The organism is Agrobacterium sp. 33MFTa1.1, assembly GCF_004328495.1.
GTDB lineage: Bacteria > Pseudomonadota > Alphaproteobacteria > Rhizobiales > Rhizobiaceae > Agrobacterium > Agrobacterium pusense.
Map to the genome: position 1 here is coordinate 2316725 of NZ_CP036358.1, position 26863 is coordinate 2343587.

Consider the following 26863-nt stretch of genomic DNA (forward strand, 5'->3'; position numbering starts at 1 on the left):
ATCTTGGCAAGATGGCTGCCATCAACCCTGCGGCGCCATGTGCACAAGTTCCCAGACGTGGCCGTCGGGATCCTGAAAACTACCTGCATACATGAATCCGTGATCCTGAACGGGTTTCCAGCGGCTGCCGCCTGACGCGAGCGCGGCCTCGATCATACGGTCGATTTCCTCCCGGCTTCCGGCGGAAAGACAGGTCAGTACCTCGGTACTCCGCTTGGCGTCGGCGATGTCGCCGTTGATGAAATCACGAAAACGCTCTTCCTGAAGGAGCATGACGAAGATGTTTTCCTCGACAATCATGCAGAGCGTGCGGTCATCGGAATATTCCGGATTGAAGGTGAAACCCAGCGTCGTGAAGAAGGCTCTCGATGTCTCGATATTCTTGACGGGCAGGTTGACGAAGATCATGCGCATGGTGTTGAACTCCTCCGAACAGGGACAGCAAACGGCATTTCCGCCGTCCTGTCAAAGGCGGATGGCGGTGCGGCCGGAAAGATCGGCTCAGCCTTCCAGTTCCTCGCGCAGCATCTCCAGCTCCAGCCACTCCTCTTCCATGGCCTCAAGTTTTTCGCGCAGCTTTTCCATTTCCTGCGCCAGCTTGTTGAAGGCCGCCTGATCCTTGGCGAAGAGTTCCGGGTCGGCCATGCGCTGCTCGCGTTTTGCGATCTCTTCCTGCGCCTTCTCCATCTCCTTGGGGAGATTTTCGAGGGCGAATTTCTGCTTGAACGAAAGCTTGGCCTTGGCCTTTCCAGGCTCCTGCGAAGACGGGGCTGAAGGTGCGGCTTTCGCCTTTTCCTGTCTCTCAGCTTTTCGTTTCTCTTCCGCAGCTCCCTTGCGCTGCGCCATCATATCCGAATAGCCACCGGCATATTCGATCCAGCGTCCGTCCGGTTGATCGGGATTGGCCGGCGCGATGGTGGAGGTGACCGTACGGTCAAGAAAATCACGGTCGTGGCTGACAAGGATGACCGTGCCGGAAAACCCGGCAACGATCTCCTGCAACAGATCGAGCGTTTCGATATCGAGATCGTTTGTCGGTTCGTCGAGAATCAGAAGATTGGTCGGCCGGGCGAGAATACGCGCCAGAATGAGCCTTGCACGCTCGCCGCCGGAAAGGTTGCGGATGGGTGTGCGGGCCTGTTCCGGCTGGAACAGAAAGTCCTTCATATAACCCGTGACATGCTTCACCTCGCCATTGACGAGAAGATTGTCGCCCCGGCCGTCGGTCAAATAATGTGCGAGCGTATCGTTGGGATTGAGCTCCTCGCGCTTCTGGTCAAGCGTTGCGATCTCGAGATTGGTGCCGAGCTTCACCCAGCCGCTGTCTGGTTCAAGCTGGCCGGTGAGCATCTTCAGCAACGTTGTCTTGCCCGCGCCATTCGGTCCGACGAGACCGATGCAATCGCCGCGATGCACCCGCAATGAGAACGGCGCGACAATCATGCGCTCACCGTAAGCCTTGGTGATAGCCTCCGCCTCGATGACCAGCTTGCCGGACTCCCGGCCTTCCGTGACGGTCGCCTGCACCGTCCCCTGCGGCCCCTTGTGCCCACGATATTCCGCCCGCATGGCCTGAAGCTCACCGACACGGCGCATGTTGCGCTTGCGCCTTGCAGTCACGCCATACCGCATCCAGTGTTCTTCGCGCTCGATGGCCTTGCCGAGCTTGTGTTGTTCAAGCTCTTCCTCTTCAAGCACCTTGTCACGCCATTCCTCGAAATGGGCAAAACCACGATTGAGACGGCGGGACTGGCCGCGATCGAGCCAGACGGTCGAGGTCGAAACCCGTTCGAGAAAACGACGGTCGTGCGAAATCAGCACCAGCGCGCTGCGCGTCTGCTGGAGTTCGCTTTCAAGCCATTCGATTGTCGGCAGATCCAGATGGTTGGTGGGTTCGTCCAGCATCAGAATATCGGGCTCCGGCGCCATGACACGGGCAAGCGCGGCGCGGCGCGCTTCACCACCGGAAAGGTTTGCCGGATTTTCCTGACCCGTAAGCCCGAGATGCTCGAGAAGATAAGTAACCCGATAGGCATCGTCGCCAGGCCCGAGCCCCGCCTCGGCATAGGCCTGAACGGTATCGTAACCGGCAAAATCCGGAGCCTGTTCCAGATAACGGATGGTTGCAGCGGGATGACGGAAAACCTCGCCCGACTGGGCCTCGACAAGGCCCGCTGCGATCTTCATCAGCGTGGACTTGCCGGAACCGTTGCGTCCGACAAGGCAGATGCGGTCGCCCGGCTCCACCTGGAGATTGGCGCCGTCCAGCAGCGGGGTAACGCCGAAGGTCAGCTTGATGTCATCGAGTTTCAAAATAGGGGGTGCCAAGGCGTCAGGCTCCGGTCAGATCATAAGGGCGGGCAAGCAGGATGGCTTTTCCGCTTTTAAGCGAAAAATGCACAGGGCCGCCATTCGCGACATTGGAAATAGTGCGGGAGGAACCGAAAGCAAGCGCGAAATCCTCCAGCGGGTAACGCACATTGCCGATATCCAGCCCCTCCAGGGCTGTGAAGCCGGCCACCGAGAAAAGCGAGCCTGCGGGTAGAGAGACATCAAGCGAGCCCGGAAGCAGCGGCCGGGCCTCTTCCTCGCCGGAGGTGAGCGAAACATCGAGACCACGTTCGGCAAGCGCGACGGCGTAAAGGAGGTGCTGGAGGGCATGGTCGCTTCGTGCACCCCCGAGCGCGCCGACAAGCACCAGCGTACCGGCGCCGCGGGCGAGCGCCTCCGAGACCGCTATCTCACCATCGGTCACCGCCTTTGCTGCCGGGTAAGGCTGCCGTGTCACACCGGGCCAGGCATCCAGCAACTCTTTGGTGGCGGAATCGAAATCCCCGACCCACAACTCCGGTGTGAGGCCAAGCGGCCGTGCGTGGCGCATGCCGCCATCAGCCGCGATCACGCGGCTACCCGCGACCACGTCCCTGAGACGATCAGTAACCGTAACATCGCCGCCGAGCAGAATGGTGAAGTGCGCTTTATCCATGCCCTGCCTTATCGCACCTCGGCCGAAAATGGAAAGCCGAAAGCCTCCGAAAACCGTCCATATTGATTTTCGTCGGCTTCGGGATTATGAAACGCCTTAGTGGTGATTTGCCGACCGGCTTGCAGCCACTTTAAAGAAGTCGCTAAAGGGTCGAGGAAAAAGGCAATTTCCTGGGACCGGTCGCGATTTCCGCTGCCGGTTTTTTTGTTTTCGCAACGTTCTTTACGTGATCCGGAAAAGAGAGTTCGACATGCCGATCAAGATTCCCGATACGCTTCCCGCCTTTGAGACCCTCGTTCACGAGGGCGTGCGGGTCATGACCGAAACGGCGGCCATCCGGCAGGATATCCGCCCGCTCCAGATCGGGCTTCTCAACCTCATGCCGAACAAGATCAAGACGGAAATCCAGATGGCGCGCCTCGTTGGCGCCTCGCCGCTTCAGGTTGAGTTGTCGCTTGTGCGCATCGGCGGTCATCGCGCCAAGAACACGCCGGAAGAACATCTCCTCTCCTTCTACGAGACGTGGGAAGAGGTGCGTCACCGCAAGTTCGACGGTTTCATCATCACCGGTGCTCCCATTGAGCTGCTGGACTATGAGGACGTCACCTACTGGAATGAAATGCAAAAGATTTTCGAGTGGACGCGGACCAATGTCCATTCGACCCTCAACGTCTGCTGGGGCGCGATGGCCGCCATCTATCACTTCCACGGCGTGCCTAAATACGAGCTGAAGGAAAAGGCTTTCGGTGTTTACCGCCACCGCAATCTTTGCCCCTCGTCGATCTACCTCAATGGTTTTTCGGACGATTTCCAGGTTCCCGTGTCACGCTGGACGGAAGTGCGCCGCGCCGACATCGAAAAACATCCGGAACTCGAAATCCTCATGGAGTCGGAGGAAATGGGTGTATGTCTGGTACATGAGAAGGCAGGCAACCGTCTCTATATGTTCAATCATGTCGAATATGATTCGACATCGCTTTCGGACGAGTACTTCCGCGATGTTCACGCCGGCGTGCCGATCAAGCTGCCGCATGATTATTTTCCGCATAACGATCCCGAACTCGCGCCCCTTAACCGCTGGCGCAGTCATGCCCATCTGTTTTTCGGAAACTGGATCAACGAGATATACCAGACCACACCGTATGAACTCGAGGCCATCGGCCAGCTGGCGGCCTGAATTTGCGGGATTGCGAATTGCCGGGAAATGACGCAACGTCCGCCCGGCAATTCATGGCAACCGGGAGAATGATGTTATGAGCGACGGGGCAGCACGGGAGAATTTTGGTTTCACGGCAACGGGCGAAAAGGTCGAGCGTGTCACCATTTCGAAAGGTGGGCTTACAGCGAAGGTCATTACCTGGGGTGCCGTCATCCAGGATTTGCGCCTTGAGGGTCACCAGCCGCCGCTTGTTCTCGGCTTCGCCAAATTCGAGGATTATAAATATTCCTCCTATTTCGGCGCCACACCCGGCCGTAACGCCAACCGCATCGGCAATGGCAGATTTTCGATCGACGGTCACGAATACCAGCTGGAGCTGAATGAAAAGGGCGTAACCCACCTGCACGGCGGCAGCGACGGCATGGGCAAACGCAACTGGATGCTGATGGAACACGGCGAAAGCCACGCGGTTCTGCAGATCATCGACCCCGATGGCCGTGCCGGTTATCCCGGCAACTGCACGGTCACAGCCACCTACACGATCCGTGACGGCGGCGTGCTGTCGGTGGTCTATGAAACGGTGACCGACAAGCCGACCATCGCCAATGTGTGCCAGCATTCCTATTTCAATCTCGATGGCGCCGACACCGCACTTGGGCATGAGATCAGCATCGCGGCTGACTTTTACCTGCCCACCAACGACAAGCAGATACCGACCGGCGAAATCCGTTCCGTCGAAGGCACCGTCTTCGACCTTCGCCACCCGACGCCGATGCGGCGCAGCGAAAATGGTGAGCAGGTTCTCTACGACCATAATTTCTGCCTTTCGCCCGAGCGCCGCGCCAAGCGCAAGGTCGCCCGCGCTTATTCTCCAGCCTCCGATATAGCTCTAGAGGTTCACACCACCGAACCCGGTGTGCAGTTTTATTCGGCTTTCAAACTGGACGTTCCCGTTCCGGGCCTCGATAGCCGTCACTACGGTCCCTTTGCCGGTTTCTGCCTGGAAACACAGATCTGGCCGGATGCCATCAACCACCCTGATTTTCCGCATGCCATCCTACGGCCGGGCGAGACGCTGCGCCAGGAAACCGACTATATTTTCAAGAAGGGCTGAAGCGGCGCGCTGGTATCAATCCAGCACGCAGCCGACATAGCTGCCCGAGGCGCGGGCGCGGCGCTCGATAAGGCCGGCGAGCCTCTGCAACCCGCGCCCCGGCTTGCTGGCCACACGATCAATGGGATTGGGAAGCGAAACGGCCAGAAGTGCGGCCTGTCGGGAACTGAGCTTGGCGGCCGGCACCTTGAAATGGTGCTGGGCGGCAGCCTCGATGCCGTAAATACCCGGTCCCCATTCGGCGACGTTGAGATAAATCTCCATCATCCGCTTTTTTGACCAGACGAAATCGGCGGCAATCGCCAGCGGCAATTCCAGTCCCTTGCGCAGAAACGAACGACCGTTCCATAAAAACAGGTTTTTGGCCGTCTGCATCGGGATGGTGCTGGCGCCGCGCGTCGCGGCCCCGTCGAGCGCATTGCTGACCACGGACTGCATCTGGTTCCAGTCAACCCCGCCGTGAAAACAGAATTGCCCATCCTCGGACATCATCACCGATTGCACGAGGCGCGGCGAAATATCCTCTAGTGGCACCCAGCGCCTGTCATAGCCTTGCAGCGTCACCAGATCGGCAAGCATCAGCGTCGACACGGGCCGGATGAAGGGCAACGCATAAACCGGAATCAGCAGATAAGGCAGGATGAGCAATGCCAGCAAGGTCATGATGATGCGCTTGGCCAACGTGCGAAAATCCACCTTCGGACTGCTCCGGTCTTCCGCCAGCATGGCGTAATCTGCGTCGCTTTCAGGCGTACTGCTCACTATCCGTCCCCGCACCCCACGCCAATTGAAGCCTTTCATAGTCCATTGCCGTCTTCAAGGCGAGTCCGGCGCGACAGTTGAGTTGGGGAATCACGAAAAGGTTTGCCTGCATTCGCTCGGCGTGCCAAAGAGCGCGGCATGGACGCTCAGATGACGAATTTCGAAACACGGCTGCGTGAGAACGCCGCCAGGACCGAAGCCCTGCTTGGCCGCCTGCTCTCCGGCGAGACACGCGCGGATGAGATCGCGCGTCCGCAGAACCTGCTCGAGGCCATGCGCCACGGCGTGCTGAACGGCGGTAAACGCCTGCGGCCCTTCCTCGTCATCGAAAGCGCCGCACTCCTCGGCGGAGATGGAGAAGCTGCGCTTTTTGCCGGTGCCGCGCTGGAATGCCTCCATTGCTATTCGCTGGTTCACGACGATCTGCCGGCTATGGATGACGACGACCTGCGTCGTGGCCAGCCAACGGTGCATCGCAAATTCGACGAGGCGACCGCCATCCTCGCTGGCGACAGCCTGCTGACGCTGGCCTTTGATATCATTGCATCGGAAGAAAATCCGCTCGCGGCCGGGCGCAAGGCCGCGCTCGTGCTTTCGCTTGCCCGCGCAGCGGGCATCGGCGGCATGGCCGGCGGGCAAGCGCTTGATCTCGCCGCGGAAAAGAACGCACCGGACGAAACCGGCATTATTACATTGCAGGCTATGAAAACCGGCGCACTGCTGCGCTTCGCCTGCGAGGCGGGCGCAATCATCGCCGGTAGCGATGATTGCGAAAGGCAGAGGCTACGCCTCTTTGGAGAAAAAATCGGCCTCGCCTTCCAGCTTGCAGACGATCTCCTGGATTTGACGGCCGACGCCGCCACCATGGGCAAGGCGACCGGCAAGGATGCCGCACGCGGCAAGGGAACGCTGGTGGCGCTGCGCGGCCAAGACTGGGCGCGTCGCAAACTTCAGGAACAGGTGGCAGAGGCCAGCGAACTCCTGGCTCCCTATGGCGAAAAGGCCGCGATTCTCATCGCGGCCGCCAGATTTATCGCAGAACGAAAAAGCTGAGTGGGTTTTCCCGCTCAGCCTCTCAAGTCGATCAGCCCTTGAGCGGCGAAATCAACACTTCCACACGGCGGTTTTGGGCGCGACCATCAGACGTTGCGTTCGAGGCGATGGGCTGCGAAGGCCCAAAGCCAAGTGTTGAAATGCGTCGTTGATCGACACCGCGTGCGCCGAGATAGTTGGCGACCGACGCGGCGCGGCGTTCCGAAAGCCCCTGATTGTGGGCGAGGCTACCGGTCGAGTCGGTATGGCCGTTGATGTCGATCAGCGTGCGGTTGAACTTGTTCAGCACGATCGCAACGGAATCGAGCGTCTGATAGAAGGGCGGAATGACCTGATCCTGATCCGTGGCAAAGGTGATATTCGACGGCATGTTGAGAACAATGCTGTCGCCACGGCGGGTCACCGAAACGCCGGTCCCCTGAAGCTGCGCGCGGAGTTCCGCTTCCTGGCCATCCATGTAATTGCCGATGGCGCCGCCAGCGAGCGCGCCGATGCCGGCACCGATCAGGGCAGCGTTACGGCGTCCGACCGGCGAACCGCCCACAGCCAGACCGCCGAGCGCACCGACAACAGCGCCGATACCCGCGCCGCCGGCCGTGTTCGACATTTTCTGCTCGCCCGTATAGGGATCGGTGGTGGTGCAGGCGGAAAGATAGGTGCCGCAAAGGGCGACGATCGCGATTTTTTTGATCATGTGTTTTGATGCTCCGAAAGGGTCAGGAGGTATGACAGTGGAATTGCGGCCTTTTCACGCTACTCGTTACTCCGCTGCGTCTTTCCGGCCAAAACGCTTTTCGATGTAATCGGTCACAAGCGCTTCGAAATCAGCGGCTATGTTGGGGCCACGCAGAGTGAGAGCTTTCTCTCCGTCGATGAAGACCGGCGCCGCCGGGCTTTCGCCCGTTCCGGGCAGCGAAATGCCGATATCCGCGTGCTTGCTTTCACCGGGACCATTTACGATGCAACCCATGACGGCGACATTTAATGCCTCGACGCCGGGATATTTTTCACGCCAGACCGGCATATTCTTGCGGATATCGTTCTGGATGTTCTGGGCCAGTTCCTGAAATACCGTCGACGTGGTACGCCCGCAGCCGGGACATGCCGCAACCACCGGAATGAACTGACGGAAACCCATGACCTGCAGCAATTCCTGCGCCACCTGCACCTCGCGGGTGCGGTCGCCATTCGGCTCAGGCGTCAGCGAAACGCGGATCGTATCGCCAATACCATGCTGCAACACATAACCCATGGCGGCGGACGAGGCGACGATACCCTTTGAACCCATGCCGGCTTCCGTGAGACCGAGATGGAGGGCGTGGTCGGAGCGTTCAGACAACATCGAATAGACGGCAATCAGGTCCTGCACCTGGCTGACCTTGGCCGAGAGGATGATACGGTTGCGCGGCAGGCCGATCTCTTCGGCAAGCTCGGCGGAAATCAGCGCCGACTGAACAATGGCCTCCCGCGTGACCTGACGGGCGGAAAGCGGAAAGCCCTCTTCCTTGTTCCTGTCCATCAGCGTAGTCAGCAATTCCTGATCCAGAGATCCCCAGTTGACGCCGATGCGAACGGGCTTGTCGTAACGGATCGCCGTTTCGACGATCTCGCCGAACTGCTTGTCCTTCTTGTCCTTGAAACCGACATTGCCCGGATTGATGCGGTATTTCGCCAGCGCTTCGGCGCAGGCCGGATGGTCGGCCAGAAGCTTGTGGCCGATATAATGAAAATCACCGACCAGCGGCACATCCATCCCAAGACGCAGCAGCCGTTCGCGAATTTTCGGCACGGCGGCCGCACTCTCATCACGGTCTACGGTGATACGGACGATTTCCGAACCGGCCCGGAACAGCGCCGCCACTTGGCTGACGGTGGCGTCGATATCAGCCGTATCGGTATTGGTCATCGACTGCACGACGACGGGTGCGCCGCCACCGACGATGACGCCGCCGACGTCTACGGCGACGGAGGCGCGGCGGGGCTTCGGGTCGTAATCGGCATGTGACGTCATGGCGGTCTCTGGAGCTTGCGGCAAGGTCTTGCAATTGAGGTGAAACAAGGGGGACTTCTTGTCAACACCCAACGCGCTGGAGCTTCTACTTTACCGCAATCATGGCAAAATTCGATACGCCTATTCCTTGCCCGCACCGTCGGCATGACGGGCGAGCCGCGAAAGTAGCAGAACCACCACATGCAGTAACGGGAGAAACAGGAAGACGCTGGCGAGACCGGTATGTTCCGCAATGAAGCCAATCGCCGATGGCGCCACCAGAATGCCGGAATAACCCATGGTGGTGACGACCGAAAGGCCGATTCCCGGTGCCAGGCCCGGCATATTGCCCGCCGCCGAGAAGGCAATGGGCACCATGTTGGAGATGCCGATGCCCGCAATCGCGAAGCCAACGATCGCGATGGTGGAATTTCCCGCAATACCGGCGATAAGAAGACCGATAATCGACATGGCCGAACAGAAGCGCAGGGTCGTCACAGCCCCGAAGCGGTCGCGCACCAGATCGCCGGCAAAACGCATGGCCGCCATGGTCATCGAGAAAGCCGCAAAGGCGAAGCCGGATTGTGACACCGAAGCTCCGAGCTCGTTGCGCAGATAAAGAGCGCCCCAGTCGAGGATTGCGCCTTCCGGGATCATCGAGAAAAGGGCCATCAGGCCGATGATCCACGGCAGCGGCGTCAGCGGCAGGCCGCCTTTCGGGCGCTCTTCCTCCGGGTGCGGACGATCTGCAAGCACACGCGGCCATGCCACGATCAGCAGCACGAATGCGATGACCGTCAGCGCAATGGCATGCCCCTGCACGCCGATGGCCGTGATGAGATAACCGCCGAGACCGGCCCCGATGAGGCCGCCGAGGCTCCAGAAAGCGTGGCAGGATGACATGATGGCGCGGCGCATATCGCGCTCAACCGCTACCGCATTGGCATTCATGGCGACATCCATCGCTCCCGTTAGGCCGCCAAACAGGAAAACCGCGATTACCCCGGCCCAGACGGTTCCCGCCCAGGAAATGAAAAGCAGTGTGGGCAGAAAGATCGCCGCGGTCACGAGACTGACCGTCCGGGAGCCAAAACGGGCGATCTGCGAGCCGGCGATCGGCATGAAAACCAGCGAGCCGATACCGAAGACCAGGATGATGAGACCAAGCGCGCTTTCACTAAGGGAAAGACGCGCCGCAAATTCGGGAATCTTGGGCGCCCATGATCCCATCATGAACCCGTTCATCAAGAACAGCAGGGAAACGCCGATACGATGACGCGTCAGATAGGACGAGCGTGCACCCGTCTGCGAAAATGTGGTGGGGCCATTCATCGGCTATATCCTTCAGACTTGACCATGGGAAAATCAGGCGACGGCATCGTCGCCGCAATAAACGTCTACGCCTCGGCTGGACACGCCCTCGACCAACACGCGGTCGGCATCCCGTTCCAGCACAAGGGAAAGCGGCGGGGAAAAATCATGCACGTGGAACGCTGCCTTATGCCCCAGCTTCTCGGTGGTGATTGCAGCGACAATCCGCTGGCTGGCGCTGCAGGCGAGCCGCTTGAAAACGGCATCCTCGAAGACATCGGCCGACAGGCCGGTCTCGACCGCGACACCACAGACCCCGAGAACACAGAGATCGGGTCGCATCAATTCGAGCTGCCGCAGCGCCATTGCATCGATTGCCGCACCAACGGCGGGATCAACCTTGCCACCGATCAGCACAAGATCGATATCCGCCCGCCCCGTGAGTTCGGCGGCAATGGCGGGCGTATTCGTCACCACCGTTACATTGAGACCAGCCGGGATCGCCCTGGCAATGGCGAGGTTCGTCGAACCGGCATCGATGAAAACGACCATGCCCCGCTTGAGAAGCGGGACAACGGCGCGGGCCAGCAGAGCCTTGCGGTCCGCATCCTCGGCGATCCGCGTCTTCAGCGGCACCGTCTTGCTATCCGAGAGCAGGGCGCCGCCATAAACGCGCATGCATTCCCCACGGGCCGCCATCTCTCGCAGGTCGCGGCGAACCGTGTCTTCAGAAACGCCAAAGTTTTGAGCGAGGTCCTGCGCCAGCACACGGCCGTTCTGCCGCAACTGTTCGAGGATAAGCGCCTGCCGCTCGCTGACGAAATGATCACTCATACAGACTCATGCATAAACAGGAATAAACGTGCATGAACATGCATATTCGAGTTTTCGGGGAAACGCAATAAAAAACGCCCGCCGGGAAGGCGGGCGTCTAACTGTTCGATCGACGACTGTATTTATTCCGCGTAAGCGACCAGTAGATCCTTCGCATCGATCTGGTCGCCCGGGCGCACCAGAACTTCCGCGATCTTGCCATCCCGCTCGGCGTGAAGCGCCGTTTCCATCTTCATCGCCTCGATGGAGAGCAACACATCGCCAGCCTTGACCTCCTGGCCTTGATTGACGAAGACGCGGCTGATGACACCCGGCATCGGTGCCCCGACATGCGACGCGTTGCCAGGTTCGGCCTTGCGGCGCACGGCAGAGCCGGAAGCACCATGCGTCCGATCCGGCACCTTGATACGGCGCGGCTGACCATTGATTTCGAAAAACACCGTCACCATGCCCTTGTCGTCAACGCCGGATGAAGCCTGATTGACGATGACCAGCGTCTTGCCGCGCTCGATATCTGCAAACAGTTCCTCGCCATCCTCCATTCCGTAGAAATAGGCATGGGTGGGAAGCACCGAGACCGGACCATAGGTTTCGGCGGTGAGCGCGAAATCCGTGAATACCTTCGGATACATCAGATAGGATGCGAACTCGAAATCATCGACCTTGCGCTCCAGCTTGGTCTCGATGGTCTTCCGTTCGGCATCGAGATCGGCATCCGCCAATAGTGAACCCGGACGAACGGTATAGGGCGCTTCGCCCTTCAACGCTTTTTTCTGCAGGGCTTCCGGCCAACCGCCGGGCGATTGTCCGAGATCGCCCTTCAGCATGGAAACCACGGACTCTGGGAAAGAGACCTCGCGCTCGGGATTCTGTACGTCGGCCACTGTCAGATCCTGGCTGACCATCATCAGCGCCATGTCACCGACGACTTTCGAAGACGGCGTCACCTTGACGATATCGCCGAACATCCTGTTGGCATCGGCATAAGCCTGCGCCACTTCGTGCCAACGGCTTTCGAGACCCAGCGAACGCGCCTGTTCCTTGAGGTTGGTGAACTGACCACCCGGCATTTCGTGCAGATAGACTTCCGACGCCGGCCCCTTGAGATCGCTTTCGAAAGCCGCATACTGGTTGCGCACGGCCTCCCAATAGAAGGAAATGCGGCGAATCCATTCGGTATCGAGGCCCGTATCGCGTTCCGACCCGGCAAGCGCTTCCACGATCGAACCAAGGCACGGCTGCGACGTATTGCCGGAGAAGGCGTCCATCGCGGCATCGACCGCGTCGACACCCGCATCCACGGCGGCAAGAACCGTCGCTGCCGCAATTCCTGACGTATCATGGGTGTGGAAATGGATCGGCAGACCCGTTTCTTCCCGCAGCGCCTTGAACAGAACCTTGGCGGCAGCCGGTTTCAGCAGGCCGGCCATATCCTTGACGGCAATAATATGCGCGCCTGCGCGTTCCAGTTCCTGGGCGAGATTGGTGTAATATTTCAGGTCGTATTTCGGACGCGCTGAATTGAGGATGTCTCCGGTGTAGCAGATGGCCGCTTCACAGAGCTTGTTTTCCTCCGAGATGGCATCCATCGAGACCCGCATATTCTCCACCCAGTTCAGGCAATCGAAGACACGGAAAAGATCAATGCCGCCCTTTGCGGCCTGACGGACAAAATACTTCACGACGTTATCCGGGTAGTTCTTGTACCCGACGCCGTTTGCCCCGCGCAGAAGCATCTGCAGCAGCAGGTTGGGAGCACCTTCGCGGATCAGCGCCAGACGCTCCCACGGGTCTTCGGTCAAGAAGCGCATGGAAACGTCGAATGTCGCACCGCCCCAGCACTCCAGCGACAGAAGCTGTGGCAACGCTTTGGCATAGGCGCTGGCGACGCGGGCGATATCATGGGTACGGACACGGGTCGCAAGCAGCGACTGATGTCCGTCGCGCATCGTCGTATCCGTGACGAGTACCCGCTTTTCGTTGCGCATCCAGTCTGCGAAACCCTTCGGGCCGAGCTTGTCCAGCAACTGCTTGGTGCCGTCGGGCGTCGGCGCATCGATATAGGGCACGATGGGCTTTGCCGCCTTGTCCGAGGGCCTTGCGCGTCCCTTGGTTTCCGGGTGGCCGTTCACGGTCACATCGGCGAGATAGGTCAAAAGCTTGGTAGCGCGGTCCTGCCGTTTGACCTGGGCAAAAAGCTCGGGCGTCGAATCGATGAAGCGTGTTGTATAGGTATTGTTGCGGAAACTGTCATGGCCGATGATGGCCTCTAGGAATGTGAGATTGGTCGCCACGCCGCGAATACGGAATTCGCGCAAAGCGCGATCCATACGGTTGATCGCCTCGTCAGGCCGCGGCGCCCAGGCCGTCACCTTCACAAGCAACGGATCATAGTAGCGGGTGATGACAGCGCCAGTATAGGACGTGCCGCCGTCCAGACGGATACCGAAGCCTGAAGCGGAGCGATAAGCGGTGATACGGCCATAATCCGGAATGAAATTGTGTTCCGGGTCTTCCGTCGTAATGCGGCACTGAAGGGCGTGGCCATTCAGGCGGATATCCTCCTGCCTCGGCACCCCGGATTCCGGCGTGCCGATGGCGGCGCCTTCCAGAATGTGAATCTGTGCCTTGACGATATCGATACCGGTGACGACTTCCGTAACGGTATGTTCCACCTGAATGCGCGGATTGACCTCGATGAAGTAGAATTTGCCGGTGTCGGCATCCATCAGATATTCGACCGTGCCTGCACCGATATAACTGGTCGCGGCGGCAATCTTCAGGGAATAGGCGGCCAGTTCCTGACGCTGTGCTTCGCTCAGATATGGCGCGGGCGCACGCTCGACGACCTTTTGATTACGCCGCTGGATCGAACAATCACGCTCGAACAGATGCACGACATTGCCGTGCGTGTCGCCGAGAATCTGGCTTTCGACGTGGCGCGCACGCTCGACCAGCTTTTCGAGATAGACTTCGTCCTTGCCGAAGGCGGCCTTGGCCTCGCGCTTGGCTTCCGTCACCTCGCGGGCAAGGTCTTCCTTTTTACGGATGGCGCGCATGCCACGGCCACCACCGCCCCAGGAGGCCTTGAGCATGACGGGATAACCGATCTCCTCGGCCATACGCTCCACTTCCGCCATGTCGTCCGGCAGCGGGTCGGTGGCGGGAACAACGGGAACGCCAACCGAAATCGCCAGATTACGGGCGGCGACCTTGTTGCCGAGCTGGCGCATCGTATCCGCCGTCGGTCCGATGAAGGTGATGCCCGCCTTGTTGCAGGCCTCCACGAATTCGGGGCTTTCAGACAGAAGACCGTAACCGGGATGTATCGCGTCCGCTCCGGAGAGCTTCGCAACGCGGATAACCTCCTCGATCGAAAGATAGCTCTCGATCGGTCCCATATCCTTGGCGAGATGCGGCCCCCTGCCGACCTGATAGGACTCGTCCGCCTTGAAGCGGTGCAAAGACAGCTTGTCCTCTTCCGCCCAAATCGCAACGGTTTTTATCCCGAGCTCGTTGGCTGCCCGGAAAACGCGGATCGCAATTTCGGATCGGTTGGCAACAAGTATTTTCGATATTTTCAAGACGGTCTCCCCACACGCCAAAACAAAATTCTGCTGCACTGCGGAATTAAGCAGCAAAACCCCGTCTTGGAAAGGGCAATTCCGGCGAGAACTGTTCTGTTTGCGCTAGCTCAGCAAGCCATGGCGGAACGCGAGTGCGACGGTGTGCTGCCGGTTCTTGGCGCTGAAACGACGCTGAATCCCGTTTATATACCAGTCGACCGTATGGTTGGAGATGGATAGCTTGCGGCCGATCTCCGCCGATGTCATGCCATCCGCCATCAGCGCCAGCACTTCCGTCTCACGCCGTGTCAGCTCAAGAGCGGAACCGTCTGGAATATTGCTGAGATCATGGGCCTGACCTGAAAGATCGAGAAGGCGCCAGAAGACCGCCCGGGTCGCTGCATCGAGCAGTTCCACCTGCAAGGAGGGCAATTGCCGGTCCTGTCCACCTATGAACACGGCACCTATGAATCCCGCCCGTCCATGCACGGGAAAAGCATAACCGCCCTGCAAGCCGTAACGGCCGGCATCGTGGAAAAACACGCTCGCCCTTTTCCGATGCATGGCGCGGGGAAGCCCCTCCAGCGCCTCTTTCCAATGAAAGGGTTTGTGCACCATGCCGATGACTTTGCGGACGGGATCGACGAGGTTGTATTTCTTGGCCCTGTAGACCTCTATCCAGCCTTCCGGCAAATGTTGCGCAAGGATTTGGCCGGTGGAGGCCAGCTCGCCGGTCATGCGTCTGCTGACAAGGAAATATTCGAAACCATATTCCCGAATGAGCGTTGCAAATTCTGAACGCACACGTTCGGCGTTTCCCGCCTGGTAACACGCAGAGATGAAGTGAAGAATATCATGCATAAAGACACATGGTCCGGACTTGGCTTGAAGGGGATGACACGAAGGACATGGTCCCGCGATGACGTCATGTTACTCGGGCGCCGGTCGGGTGAGATTGAACATATCGTCGTTAGCAATCCCTGAAACGAAGATGCGAAATCTTGTGACGGCAGGCCCCGGGAACACCGGGAGGTTTTTTCGGTTCGCATGGACGGCCAATCTGTTAAGCCGCCATTCAGACAGAAAGAGCGATAATTACACAAAATTCGCCGTCTCATGCAACCTTGCTAAAGTAGCATCGTATTGAGGCCGAACAATCAACCGCTCGAAAAGACGCCCGGACTGGATTGAAAATTTGACCTTGTTTCAGGTTTACACACGCGCTCTGCGCTATCTGACCGTTCATAAATGGCGTGTGGCTGTCGTCGTCATCGCCAACGTCATTCTTGCAGCGATCACCATTGCCGAACCCGTGCTGTTCGGCCGGATCATCGACGCCATTTCTTCTGGCTCCAATGTCACGTCGATTCTCATATTATGGGCGGGGTTCGGCGTCTTCAACACCGTGGCTTACGTAGCCGTCGCCCGCGAAGCCGACCGGCTGGCGCACGGCCGGCGCGCTTCGCTCCTGACGGAAGCCTTCGGGCGCATCATCTCGATGCCGCTTTCCTGGCACCATCAGCGCGGCACGTCCAATGCCCTGCACACCCTCCTGCGCGCCAGCGAAACGCTCTTCGGCCTATGGCTGGAATTCATGCGCACCCATCTCGCGACCTTCGTTGCGCTGGTGCTGCTTGTGCCCACCGCCATGTCCATGGACCTGCGCCTCAGCTTCGTGCTGATTGGCCTCGGCATCGTCTACTGGTTCATCGGCAAATGGGTGATGGGCCGCACCAAGGATGGCCAGGCTTCGGTCGAAGAGCATTATCACAGCGTTTTTGCCCATGTCAGCGATTCCATCAGCAACGTTTCCGTGCTGCACAGCTACAACCGCATCGAGGCTGAAACCAAAGCGCTGAAATCCTTCACCGAAAAGCTGCTAAGTGCGCAATATCCCGTGCTCGACTGGTGGGCCTTTGCGAGCGCTCTGAACCGCACGGCCTCCACCGTTTCGATGATGATCATTCTCGTGATCGGCACCGTGCTGGTGAAGAACGGCGAGCTGCGCGTCGGCGATGTCATCGCCTTCATCGGTTTCGCCAATCTCCTGATAGGCCGTCTGGACCAGATGCGCCAGTTCGTGACGCAGATTTTCGAAGCCCGCGCCAAGCTTGAGGACTTCTTCGTCCTCGAGGATTCCGTCAAGGAACGGGAAGAACCGGGCGATGCCCGTGAATTGTCGAATGTCTCCGGCACCGTGGAATTCCGCAATGTCAATTTCGGTTTTGCCAACACCAAGCAGGGCGTTCACGATGTCTCGTTTACGGCCAGGGCCGGCGAGACGATCGCGATCGTCGGACCGACAGGTGCCGGCAAGACGACGCTCATCAACCTGCTGCAGCGGGTCTATGATCCCGATTCCGGCCAGATCCTGATCGATGGAACCGATATTTCGACGGTGACGAAAAATTCGCTCCGCAACTCCATCGCCACGGTGTTTCAGGATGCCGGCCTGCTGAACCGCTCGATCCGCGAAAATATACGCCTTGGTCGTGAGTCGGCCACCGATGCCGAAGTGGTGGAAGCAGCGGCGGCCGCAGCGGCGACGGATTTCATCGACAGCCGCATCAACGGCTATCTGACCCAGGTTGGTGAACGCGGCAACCGTCTGTCCGGCGGCGAGCGCCAGCGTATCGCCATCGCCCGTGCGATCCTGAAGAACGCCCCCATTCTGGTTCTCGACGAGGCAACCAGTGCACTCGACGTGGAAACCGAAGCCCGTGTGAAGGCCGCAGTGGATGCGCTGAGAAAGAACCGCACGACCTTCATCATCGCCCATCGCCTTTCCACTGTCCGCGATGCCGATCTCGTCCTGTTCCTCGATCAGGGCCGGATCATCGAAAAGGGCACCTTCGATGAGCTAAGCCAACGCGGCGGTCGCTTTACCTCGCTGCTGCGCACCAGCGGCCTGCTGACGGAAGACGAAGGCCAGCAGCCCCGGCCAAAAGCGATAGCCTCCTGAGGCTCAGGAATGGAATGCAAAAAGGGCGGGCACTGTCGTGTCCGCCCTTTTTCGTTGTCTGCTTCGAAAATATCGGGACATCACGAAGCTTCTACCTCAGTCCCCCAATCGTCATATTCACCACCGAATTTTTGCAGCCGTTGTGCTGCGAAGCTCCTATTCCTCGGTCGATCTCGTTCGGAGCTTGCGGCTTGGAAAACTCTATTCCCCATCGCGCTGTCTGCGATGCATCCATCGCCTCACGGGTGATGCTGTAGCCACGGGGGACCAAGAAGTCTCTGTACAGCATCTGCCCTTCATGCGTCGGAATATGTGAAATGGTCTATCGGTCTCGATTTGCTGCCATCGTGCCTTGCTTCGCATTGACCGCCCATTGAGCGTTCTTGCCGGCCCTGTATCGCCGTATAGGCGCCATGCCCCAGACGCCAAACAACATCGAAGGCGGGGGAATCTCACAACAAAATTCGGGCCCCTGCGTCACCGCAGGAGCCCGACTTAAAAAGCAAACCGAAGGCCCGCCCGTCTCAGTCGAAGGGGATCACCCTCTCGCCGGCCGCCAAGTCCTTGCCATCGACAGACACCGAAATCTCCGCCGTACCAGGCTTGCGGCTGACGGCAATGTCTCTAGCCTTGCCGTCGAGCGTGATCTTCACCGAGAAACCGCTCCAGTCCTCCGGCAGCGACGGTGAAATATGCAGCCTGCCGTCAGTGCGGGTGATGCCGAGAATACCCTCGACAGCCGCACGGTAGAGCCAGCCGGCCGAGCCGGTGTACCAGCTCCAGCCGCCACGGCCCGCATAAGCGCCTTCACCGTATACATCCGCGGTCACCACATAGGGTTCGACCCGATAGGTTTCCGACGCTGCCGCATCGAGCGCGTGGTTGACCGGGTTGAGCAGCTTGAAGCAGTTCCAGGCCTCCTGCGCCCTGCCCTGCTTGGCAAGCGCCAGAACCACCCAGGTCGCCGCGTGGGTATATTGTCCGCCATTTTCGCGCACACCTGGCGGATATCCCTTGATGTAGCCCGGATCGTGCGGCGCGCGCGAGAATGGCGGCGTGAATAGCCGGATGATGCCGGTCTTTTCATCCACCAGATGCTCCATGACCGCATCCATTGCCTGCCGCGACCGGGTCTCTTCGCCTTCGCCGGAGAGAACGCTCCAGCTTTGGCCGAGCGAATCGATCCGGCATTCCTCGCTTCCGGCGGAACCCAGCGGCGTGCCGTCGTCGAAATAGCCGCGACGATAATAGCTGCCATCCCACCCCGCGGTTTCGAGCGCATTGCGCAGTTTTTCGCGGTGCGAGGCCCATCTGCCGGCCCGATCCGTATCACCGCGCTTTTCCGCAATTTCAATGAAATCGCGCAAGGCGCCGGAAAGGAACCAGCCGAGCCAGACACTGGTACCCTTGCCGCCAACGCCGACGCGGTTCATGCCGTCGTTCCAGTCACCGCCGAGGATCAGCGGCAGGCCGTTCTCCCCGGTGCGATGAATGGCAAGATCGAGCGCCAGCGCCGCGTGTTCGTAGAGCGTCGCGGATTTGTCGCTGGTTTCCGGCTGGAAGAAAGCGTCGTGCTGGCCGGGCATCAGCGCCGGCCCCTTCAGGAAGGGAATGCTCTCATCCAGAATGGTGATATCGCCGGTCGCCGAAACATACTGGTTGATCGCATAAGCAAGCCATACCACGTCGTCCGAGATAGTGGTGCGGACACCGGCGCCTGTCAGCGGCAACCACCAGTGCTGAACGTCGCCTTCCGGGAATTGCCGGCCGGCTGCGCGCAGGATCTGCTTGCGAGCGAGATCCGGCTGGTAGAGCAGGAACGCCAGAGTATCCTGAAGCTGGTCACGGAAGCCGAAGGCGCCGCTCGACTGATAGAAGGCCGTGCGCGCCAGAATGCGGCACGCCAGCGCCTGGTAGGGCAGCCAATTGTTGACCATGTGGTTGAAGCCGGCATCCGGCGTGGACACCTGTAACTGGCCGGTAAAACCGGTCCAGAACGCCTTGCTTTCCTCCAGCACGGACTGGAAATCCACACGGCGGACATCCTTCACCAGCGCCTCGGCCTCTTCCGCATTATCGGCATCGCCCAGAATGAAGGTCATGTGCCGTTCTTCGCCGGGCTTAAGGTGGATTTCCTGCATCAGCGCCGCACAGGGATCGCCGTCAACCTCGGTGCTGCCGCTGAGTGCGTTACCCGACACGATCGCCTGCGGGGCCTGTGCCGAACCAAAGCGGCCAACGAATTCCCGACGACTGGTAGTGAAACCGCTCGCCTCCGTATCAAGCGTCAGGAACGCCGTGCGTGCGCTGTAGTCGATGCTGTAGGGGTTCGACGCGAAGATTGCGTTGTTGCCCGCATCATGTCTGCTCAGAATGAACGGCGCTGATTTCTGTCCGTTATTGCCCAGCACCCATTCGACATAGGCATAAACCTTCAGCCGGCGGCTTTTAGAGCCTTTGTTGCGAACGATGACCTGCGAGAACTTGACCGGCTTTTCACGATCGACGGTCTGTGTCACCTCGACTTCAAGTGTGTCGGCAACGCCGGTCAGGATGGAGTAACCCAGGCCGTGACGGGTTTCGAACATGGCTTCTGGATCACGCGACAACGCGGCACACGGCGTATAGAGCTTTCCTGTGTCCACATCGGCGACATAGAAGGCCTCGCCCGGCCGGTTGATGACAGGGTCATTGCTCCACGGTGTCAATTGATAATCGCGCGAATTGCGGCTCCAGCTGAAACCTGCGCCTTCGGCCGAAATATGGAAGCCGAAATTCTCGTTCGAGATGACGTTGATCCACGGATGCGGGGTGGACTGCCCACCATGGAGACGCACCACATATTCCTGTCCGTTCCTGGCGAAGCCGCCGAATCCGTTCCAGAAATCGAGATCGCCCGCGTCTTCGACCGGCTCCGCAACCGGGAAAGCCGGGACCGGCAGACGGGCCTGTGCGGCGTCGCTTGTGCCATCGGGACCACGATGGGCCGCAAACAGCGATACCGCGCGGTTGATCTGGTTCACGATCTTGCCGTTGCGCACATGGAGTACAACGCGGGAAGCGGCCAGAAGCGCGCTCCACGTCTCTTCATCCATCAGGTCACGGCGCACGGAGAAGACGTGCGGGCGACCGCCATCGGCGGGATTGATGCGGCGTTGTGCTTCGGAAATATGATCCAGCGCATGCTGCATGTCCTGCGCGTAGGATGCGGCCCGTTCGTTGACGATAACGAGATCGAAGATCACGCCGCGCGAACGCAGATATTCATGGGCACTCAGCGCCTCACGGGCGATGTCCATGTCCATATCGTCGTTGATGCGCAGGCTGAAAATCGGGAAATCGCCGGAAATCGCAAGCGGCCACAAGGCGCGCTGTGACGCGAGTCCTGTTTTCAGCGTTTCCGAATCCGCCCGCAGATGCATGTCGGGATAGGTCAGATATCGGCCGAGATGCTGGAAGGCGGCCGCCTGCTGTGAGGTGACGCCCACATGGCGCATCTGCACCTGTGTGCGCGTCCAGGCATGAACGAGTTCATGCGCGAAGGCGTCCGGATGACGATAACGGTCGATCGCCTTGTCGACTTCCTCGCGGCTCGGCGCGGCAATCGTCCAGAAGATCACGCTCACCTTCTTGCCTGCCGGCACGCGCACGGTGCGTCGCAGCGACAGGATGGGGTCGAGCGTGAAGCCGTCAGTGCTGGAAAGCGTCGCACCGGCATCGAAAGCCGCCGCTTCGCGCAGCGAACGGCCACGACCGATGAATTTGGCGCGATCCGTCTCGAATTCCGTCGGGCGCGACGGGCCGGCATTATCGGCGGCCAGATGCGCAATGACGGTGCCCGGCTCGTTCGGGCTGCGACGGTTGCGCCAGGCGCGGATGACGTCGCCACGCCGGCCGATCTCCGTCTGCACGAACATGCGCGAGAAGAGCGGATGGGCGTTGTCGTCATCCTCAGACGCAATGACCGGCTCCATATAGGAAGTCACTTCGATATAGCGATCCTCGGAACCGACATTGAGCAGGGTGACGCGGCGGCCTTCTGCATCGTGCTCGGTGGCGACGATGCATTCGACAACGCTCTGCAGGTCGCCGGTGGTCTTGTGGAACTCGGCCTTGTCGTCGGTGAAGACTGTCTTGGTCTTTTCACCCTCGAAGACACGCGGCTCCGCAGTCGCACTCCACCATTGCCCGTTGGTGGTGTCGCGCAGGAAGATGAAGGTGCCCCAGCGGTCTTCGGTCGGATCGGCCTTCCAGCGGGAAATCGCCTGCCCGTTCCATTTCGAATAACCTGCACCCGTCGAGGTAAGCATAGTCGAGTAGTGACCATTCGACAGGAACACCACCTCACGGTCGCGTACCGCCGGATCGGCAATGGAACGCACTTCCGCCCGCAGCAGGTCGGCCTGTTCCTTGCCGGGGGTCTCCGGCTCGTATTTGGCGCTCATGACCGGCACTTCGCGCGGCGCCTTTTCCTGCAGCAGCAGTTCAGCCGCCTCGATCACCGGATCGGAATGGAAGAGCTCGCGCAGCACGCCGTCAAAGGCGACGTTGGCGACGGCCGCAATCGACATGCCATGGTGGTGGGCATAATAGTTGTAGACCACCGCGCAGACCTTGCCATCGGGCACACGCGTTGGCGTGAAATCCACCGCATCGTGGAAACCGTATTGGCCAAGTGCGCCAAGCTTGCGCAGCTTGTCGAGGTTTTCAAGTGCACCATCCGGATCGTATTGGCTGGCGAGGATCGATGCATAGGGCGCGATCACCGCATTCTGGCCAAGGCCACGCTTGAGGCCCAGCGTCGGCACACCGAAGTTGGTGTACTGGTAGTTCATGTTGTGATCGCGGGCATTAAACGCCGCTTCGGAAATGCCCCATGGCGTGCCGAGACGGCGACCGTGATTCATCTGTTCCTTGACGATCAGGTTGTTGGTCTGGTTGAGGATACCCCCCTGACGCTCCTGCATCACAAGCGGCGGCATCAGATATTCGAACATGGAGCCCGACCAGGACACCAGCGCGCCCTGCGCACCGATCGGCACGACCTGACGGCCAAGGCGGTACCAGTGCTCAGTCGGCAGATCGCCCTTCGCGATGGCGAAGAGGCTGGTCAGACGGCATTCCGACGCCAGAAGGTCATAGCAGGCCTCATCCAGCTCCTTGCTTTCGACGCGATAGCCAATGGACAGAAGGCGGCGATCCTTGCGGTAAAGGAACGTGAAATCCATCGAGAAAGCGAGATTGCGGCTGCGGTCGCGCAGCGAAGCGAGACGCTGGCGCAAGGGCTCGACATTGGTAAGGTCGATAGCGCTGTCGGAAATATGGGCTTCGCAGCACTCGACCAGCAACTGCGCCCAACGCGTCACTTCGGTGCTCTGTGTGGACTTCACCTCGTGGTCGACATTGGTGGCGAGCTTCTGAATGTCACGCGCAAGCACCGCCAAGTTGATGACGCGAATGGAGGCGAATTCGTGCTCGCGCTTGACGGATGCCAGCGCGTTCGAGAAGCCGATGATACGCTCTTCGAGACGGCGATGCAGCGGCCGCAGGTTCTTGCGGTCGTCCGGCAAGGCCTTCAGCGTTTCGCGCAGAATGCCGGCCACGTCGCCGATACCGTCGAGGTTGCCCTGAAGATGGGCCGACGGCGCTTCCGCCCAATCGCGGCAGGCGGAAGAAACCGCAATCAAATGGCCGGCGAGATTACCGCTGTCCACCGCCGAAACATAACGCGGTCCAAGCGTCTGCAAGGTATCGGTGTGATACCAGTTGTAGAGATGGCCACGATATTTTTCCATCTTCTCGACGGTCTGGATCGTGTTCTCGATGCGCTCCAGCGTGTCGGCAAAGCTGATCCAGCCAAACTGACGCGCGGAGATGACGGAGAGCAGATAGACGCCGATATTGGTGGGAGACGTGCGCGAGGCAACGATCGGCTCCGGCGTCTCCTGGAAATTGTCCGGCGGCAGGTGGTTTTCCTGCGGTGTCACAAAGGTCTCATAATAACGCCAGGTACGGCGCGCAATCTTGCGTAGTTCGAACGAGACGTGCTCGGAAACGAACAGCCGGTCTTCGGTCTCGGCTGACTGGCTGACATACCAGGCAACGGCGGGCGATAGCACCCACAGCAGCGTAAAGGGAATGCCGATCAGGAAGGCATTGTCGCCCGGCAGCGCCGCAAACAGAAGGCCGAGCATCGCCACAACGGGGGCGTGCCACATCTGACGATAATAATCGATGATGCTGCCCTGCGCACTGGACTGGATACTGGCGGCGGTGCGCCATTCCAGCATCAGCTTGTGGCTGACGAGCAGGCGGTAGAGCGAACGCGCAATCGCATCTGTCATCATGCAGGCGGCATCGGCGATGAAGACGATTCTCAGTGCGACTTGCGCATTGGTGGCGCGGATTTCAGACCAGATGGTGTGGAAATGCGCCTGCGGCACGATGTCTGTCGAACGCGGCACAAGGCCGGAAAGCAGCGAAAGCGTCGGTGCAACGAAGAGCGAGAAGATCAGCAGGATCTGCCAGATCAGCGCCCCGAGCGGATCCATGAAATACCAGCCGAGGATCGAGGCGAAGAACCAGGCGATCGGCGTCAGTGAGCGACGCAGATTGTCGACCATCTTCCACCGTCCGATAGCGGTGACGCCACGGGCGCGGTCGAGAATATAGGGAAGCAGCTGCCAGTCGCCACGCGCCCAGCGATGCTGACGCGAAACTTCCACCTCATAGCGCGTCGGGAAGTCCTCGACGAGTTCCACATCGGTTACCAGCGCGCAACGCGCAAACGAACCTTCAAGCAGGTCGTGGCTGAGGACGGAGTTTTCTTCGATACGGCCCTTCAGCGCCGCCTCGAAAGCATCCACGTCGTAAAGACCCTTACCGGTGAAGGTGCCTTCGGAGGTCAGGTCCTGGTAAACGTCGGAAACCGTGAAGACGTAGGGATCGATACCGCGGTTGATGGAAAAGACACGCTGGAAAACCGAAGCATCCTTGCCCGTGGTCAGGGAAGGTGTGACGCGCGGCTGCAGCAGACCATAACCTTCAACCACCCGACCGGATTCAGGATCGATCCTGGGGCGGTTGATCGGATGGTGCATCTTGCCGACCAGCTTCGTCACCGCATCGCGCATCAGGCGCGTATCGGCGTCCAGCGTCATGACATATTTCACACCTTCCGGAATGATATTCGCGCCGCCGAGGAACGTCGTGTCCTTGTCGCCGCGCAGCAGCATGTTCAGCTCATGCAGCTTGCCGCGCTTGCGCTCCCAGCCCATCCAGCAGCCTTCGGCCGGATTGTAGATGCGACGGCGATGCAGAAGGTAAAATCGTGTCTTGCCGTCAAAGGCGTAGCGGCTGTTTAGTGTTGCCAGCTCGCGCTTGGCATATTCGAGTATCTCAAGATCATCCTCGGACTGCTCGTATTGCGCGTCGCGCCAGTCGCTCACCAGCGAGAAATAGATCTCACCATGCGGATTGGCGAGATAATGCACCTCGATATTGCGCATCATCTCGTCAACGCTGTCGCGACTGGTCAGCATGCAGGGCACGGCGACCAATGTGCGCGCGTCCTCGGGAATTCCATTCTTGAACTCGTATCCGACCAGCCGGAACGGTTTCACGAAGAAAGTGACAAGGGTGTTGAAGAGGCCGGTCGCGCCCTCCGAGGCGGGCAGAGCGAACATCAGCAGGAAAGCGGTGACAACATACCAGGGCATGCCCGCTTCGGCGAGGAACCACCCGACCGCCAGCATGGCGACCGCGGTGATGAGAAGCACCGGCGCTGCAATTGCCAGCCAGTTGAACTTCCGCATCGCCCGGACGATACGCTGCGATACCAGGGGCCGGTATCCCAGCGCCTTTTCGAGCTCGAAACGACGCTGACCCACCAGCACGGAGCCGACATTGACGGGATGCGTCTCGTCCGCCTCTGCGGGCATATCGGTACGCGCCATTTCGACAGCGGCACGGGCGACCTCAACTTCGGTCTTGGGAGAACGACGCGCCAGAAGTTCGATGGTATTGCGGTAGGTGTTCCGCGAGCCGAAATCGAGCGTTTCGTAATCGGTTTCTTCGCGCAGAACCTTGTCGATATGGCTGACTTCCTCGAACCACACCGACCATTCGGTATCATCGATCTCGCGCAGGCTCTTGACGATGTTGCCCATCGTCACGTTGCCGGAGGCAAGGCGATTATGCTCCGACATCATGACGTTTTCGGCGTCGGTGCCGGCGGCATGCAGACGCTCTTCAAGCCATGCGACGGCAAAACCCGATGTCTGCGAGCCGTTTCGGAGGCGATAAAGGAACTGCGTCGCGAAAGTCGGGTCATCGACCAGCGAATCGACCTGCTTGAGAAGTGCTGCCGACGCTTCCGCATCGTTCAGACGGATGATCTCGTCGACCACCTCATTCGCCTTCTGGCGCATGCGGCGCGAACGCTCCACACGGATGGAGATGCGGCGAAGATTTTCGATGAGGACAAAACGGATGATCGATGGCAGCGCCCACAATTCACCGATCTGCAGCGTCTTCGAGGTCTGGTAGCCATCCACCAGCGCCGTCATGTTTTCGCGCGATACCGTGCTGTGGGTGTGGGCGACATAAAGCCAGCCGAGCGCCATGACTCGCGGGATCGTCACGCCGCCCACCGTCATTGTCGGCAGCTGGCGATAGAACTTGCGCGGAAAATCACGGCGGACTTCCTGGATCGCCTCTTCGATGACGTAGTGGTTGTCGAGAAGCCATTCCGCCGCTGGCGTTATCGTCGCGCCATTTTCCGCGTCGACCGCCGTTGTGCGATAGACCCTGAGGATTTCCTTTTCATTCTCGCGATGACGCTCGAAGAAATCGAACTCCATGAAGCCGGGAAGGCTGTCGGTGCCATCGCGGGAAAGCGCGGCGCCCGCATCATGCAGTTCCTCGACCGTCATATAGGACGCGCGGATCGAATCATTATGATCGATCTGCTTCGTCTCGGAATCACGGGCGGCGGCGGTCGGGGTGATATGAAATGACATCGGGCTCGTATTCTGAACTTTATGGAGACTTGTTCGACTTGACCGGCATTTCGTCCGTGGCGGGAACACACACGAAAATCGGCCACGCTATATTTATGACTTATCC

The 26863-nt window shown here is 59.6% G+C and carries 15 protein-coding genes and 1 riboswitch; of the genes, 4 read left to right on the forward strand and 11 right to left on the reverse strand.

What is annotated here, in order from left to right; translation table 11 throughout:
- Window positions 1-21: 21 nt before the first annotated feature.
- From EYD00_RS11670 to EYD00_RS11680, 3 genes are all read right to left on the reverse strand, one after another.
- A complete protein-coding gene (locus tag EYD00_RS11670; RefSeq protein WP_004443965.1) occupies window positions 22-414 on the reverse strand; it encodes a VOC family protein in 393 nt (130 codons plus the stop codon).
- Between the two features lie 87 nt (window positions 415-501).
- The gene (locus EYD00_RS11675; protein ID WP_004443966.1) at window positions 502-2328 is read right to left on the reverse strand and encodes an ABC-F family ATP-binding cassette domain-containing protein; all 1827 of its coding nucleotides are present in this window, start codon (window positions 2326-2328) and stop codon (window positions 502-504) included.
- 4 nt (window positions 2329-2332) lie between these two features.
- A complete protein-coding gene (locus EYD00_RS11680) occupies window positions 2333-2986 on the reverse strand; it encodes a thiamine diphosphokinase (protein ID WP_004443967.1) in 654 nt (217 codons plus the stop codon).
- Between the two features lie 89 nt (window positions 2987-3075).
- Window positions 3076-3152: riboswitch (SAM riboswitch) on the forward strand.
- 84 nt (window positions 3153-3236) lie between these two features.
- On the opposite strand from EYD00_RS11680, the gene metA reads away from it, so the two are divergent.
- Both metA and EYD00_RS11690 read left to right on the forward strand, forming a co-directional pair.
- Window positions 3237-4163, forward strand: a complete 927-nt coding sequence (gene metA, locus EYD00_RS11685; protein ID WP_004443968.1) for a homoserine O-acetyltransferase MetA — start codon at window positions 3237-3239, stop codon at window positions 4161-4163.
- Between the two features lie 76 nt (window positions 4164-4239).
- On the forward strand, window positions 4240-5259 hold the full coding sequence (locus EYD00_RS11690; protein WP_004443970.1) for an aldose epimerase family protein: 1020 nt from the start codon (window positions 4240-4242) through the stop codon (window positions 5257-5259).
- A 15-nt stretch (window positions 5260-5274) separates the two neighbouring features.
- On the opposite strand, the gene mtgA is transcribed toward EYD00_RS11690, so the two are convergent.
- Window positions 5275-5985, reverse strand: coding sequence for a monofunctional biosynthetic peptidoglycan transglycosylase (mtgA, locus tag EYD00_RS11695; RefSeq protein ID WP_034500053.1), 711 nt, complete (start codon window positions 5983-5985; stop codon window positions 5275-5277).
- A gap of 174 nt (window positions 5986-6159) precedes the next feature.
- On the opposite strand from mtgA, the gene EYD00_RS11700 reads away from it, so the two are divergent.
- Window positions 6160-7074, forward strand: a complete 915-nt coding sequence (locus EYD00_RS11700; protein WP_004443976.1) for a polyprenyl synthetase family protein — start codon at window positions 6160-6162, stop codon at window positions 7072-7074.
- 31 nt (window positions 7075-7105) lie between these two features.
- Here the strand turns inward: EYD00_RS11700 and EYD00_RS11705 are convergent, their stop codons facing one another.
- The 6 genes from EYD00_RS11705 to EYD00_RS11730 form a co-directional block, all read right to left on the reverse strand.
- A complete protein-coding gene (locus EYD00_RS11705) occupies window positions 7106-7768 on the reverse strand; it encodes a YiaD family glycine zipper/OmpA-like lipoprotein (RefSeq protein ID WP_004443979.1) in 663 nt (220 codons plus the stop codon).
- Between the two features lie 66 nt (window positions 7769-7834).
- Window positions 7835-9085, reverse strand: a complete 1251-nt coding sequence (ispG, locus tag EYD00_RS11710) for a flavodoxin-dependent (E)-4-hydroxy-3-methylbut-2-enyl-diphosphate synthase (protein ID WP_004443981.1) — start codon at window positions 9083-9085, stop codon at window positions 7835-7837.
- Window positions 9086-9205: 120 nt separating this feature from the next.
- Window positions 9206-10396, reverse strand: a complete 1191-nt coding sequence (locus EYD00_RS11715; RefSeq protein WP_004443984.1) for an MFS transporter — start codon at window positions 10394-10396, stop codon at window positions 9206-9208.
- 33 nt (window positions 10397-10429) lie between these two features.
- Entirely contained in the window at window positions 10430-11209 is a 780-nt protein-coding gene (locus EYD00_RS11720; protein WP_004443986.1) for a DeoR/GlpR family DNA-binding transcription regulator, read from the reverse strand.
- A gap of 122 nt (window positions 11210-11331) precedes the next feature.
- Entirely contained in the window at window positions 11332-14793 is a 3462-nt protein-coding gene (pyc, locus tag EYD00_RS11725) for a pyruvate carboxylase (protein WP_004443988.1), read from the reverse strand.
- A gap of 105 nt (window positions 14794-14898) precedes the next feature.
- Window positions 14899-15636 (reverse strand): helix-turn-helix transcriptional regulator, encoded by a 738-nt coding sequence (locus EYD00_RS11730; RefSeq protein WP_004443990.1) that lies wholly within the window; start codon window positions 15634-15636, stop codon window positions 14899-14901.
- Window positions 15637-15970: 334 nt separating this feature from the next.
- Between EYD00_RS11730 and EYD00_RS11735 the strand changes: the two genes are divergently transcribed.
- Entirely contained in the window at window positions 15971-17737 is a 1767-nt protein-coding gene (locus tag EYD00_RS11735) for a glucan ABC transporter ATP-binding protein/ permease (RefSeq protein ID WP_004443992.1), read from the forward strand.
- A 524-nt stretch (window positions 17738-18261) separates the two neighbouring features.
- Here EYD00_RS11735 and EYD00_RS11740 read toward each other — a convergent pair.
- A complete protein-coding gene (locus EYD00_RS11740; RefSeq protein ID WP_034500048.1) occupies window positions 18262-26757 on the reverse strand; it encodes a glycoside hydrolase family 94 protein in 8496 nt (2831 codons plus the stop codon).
- Between the last annotated feature and the right edge of the window lie 106 nt (window positions 26758-26863).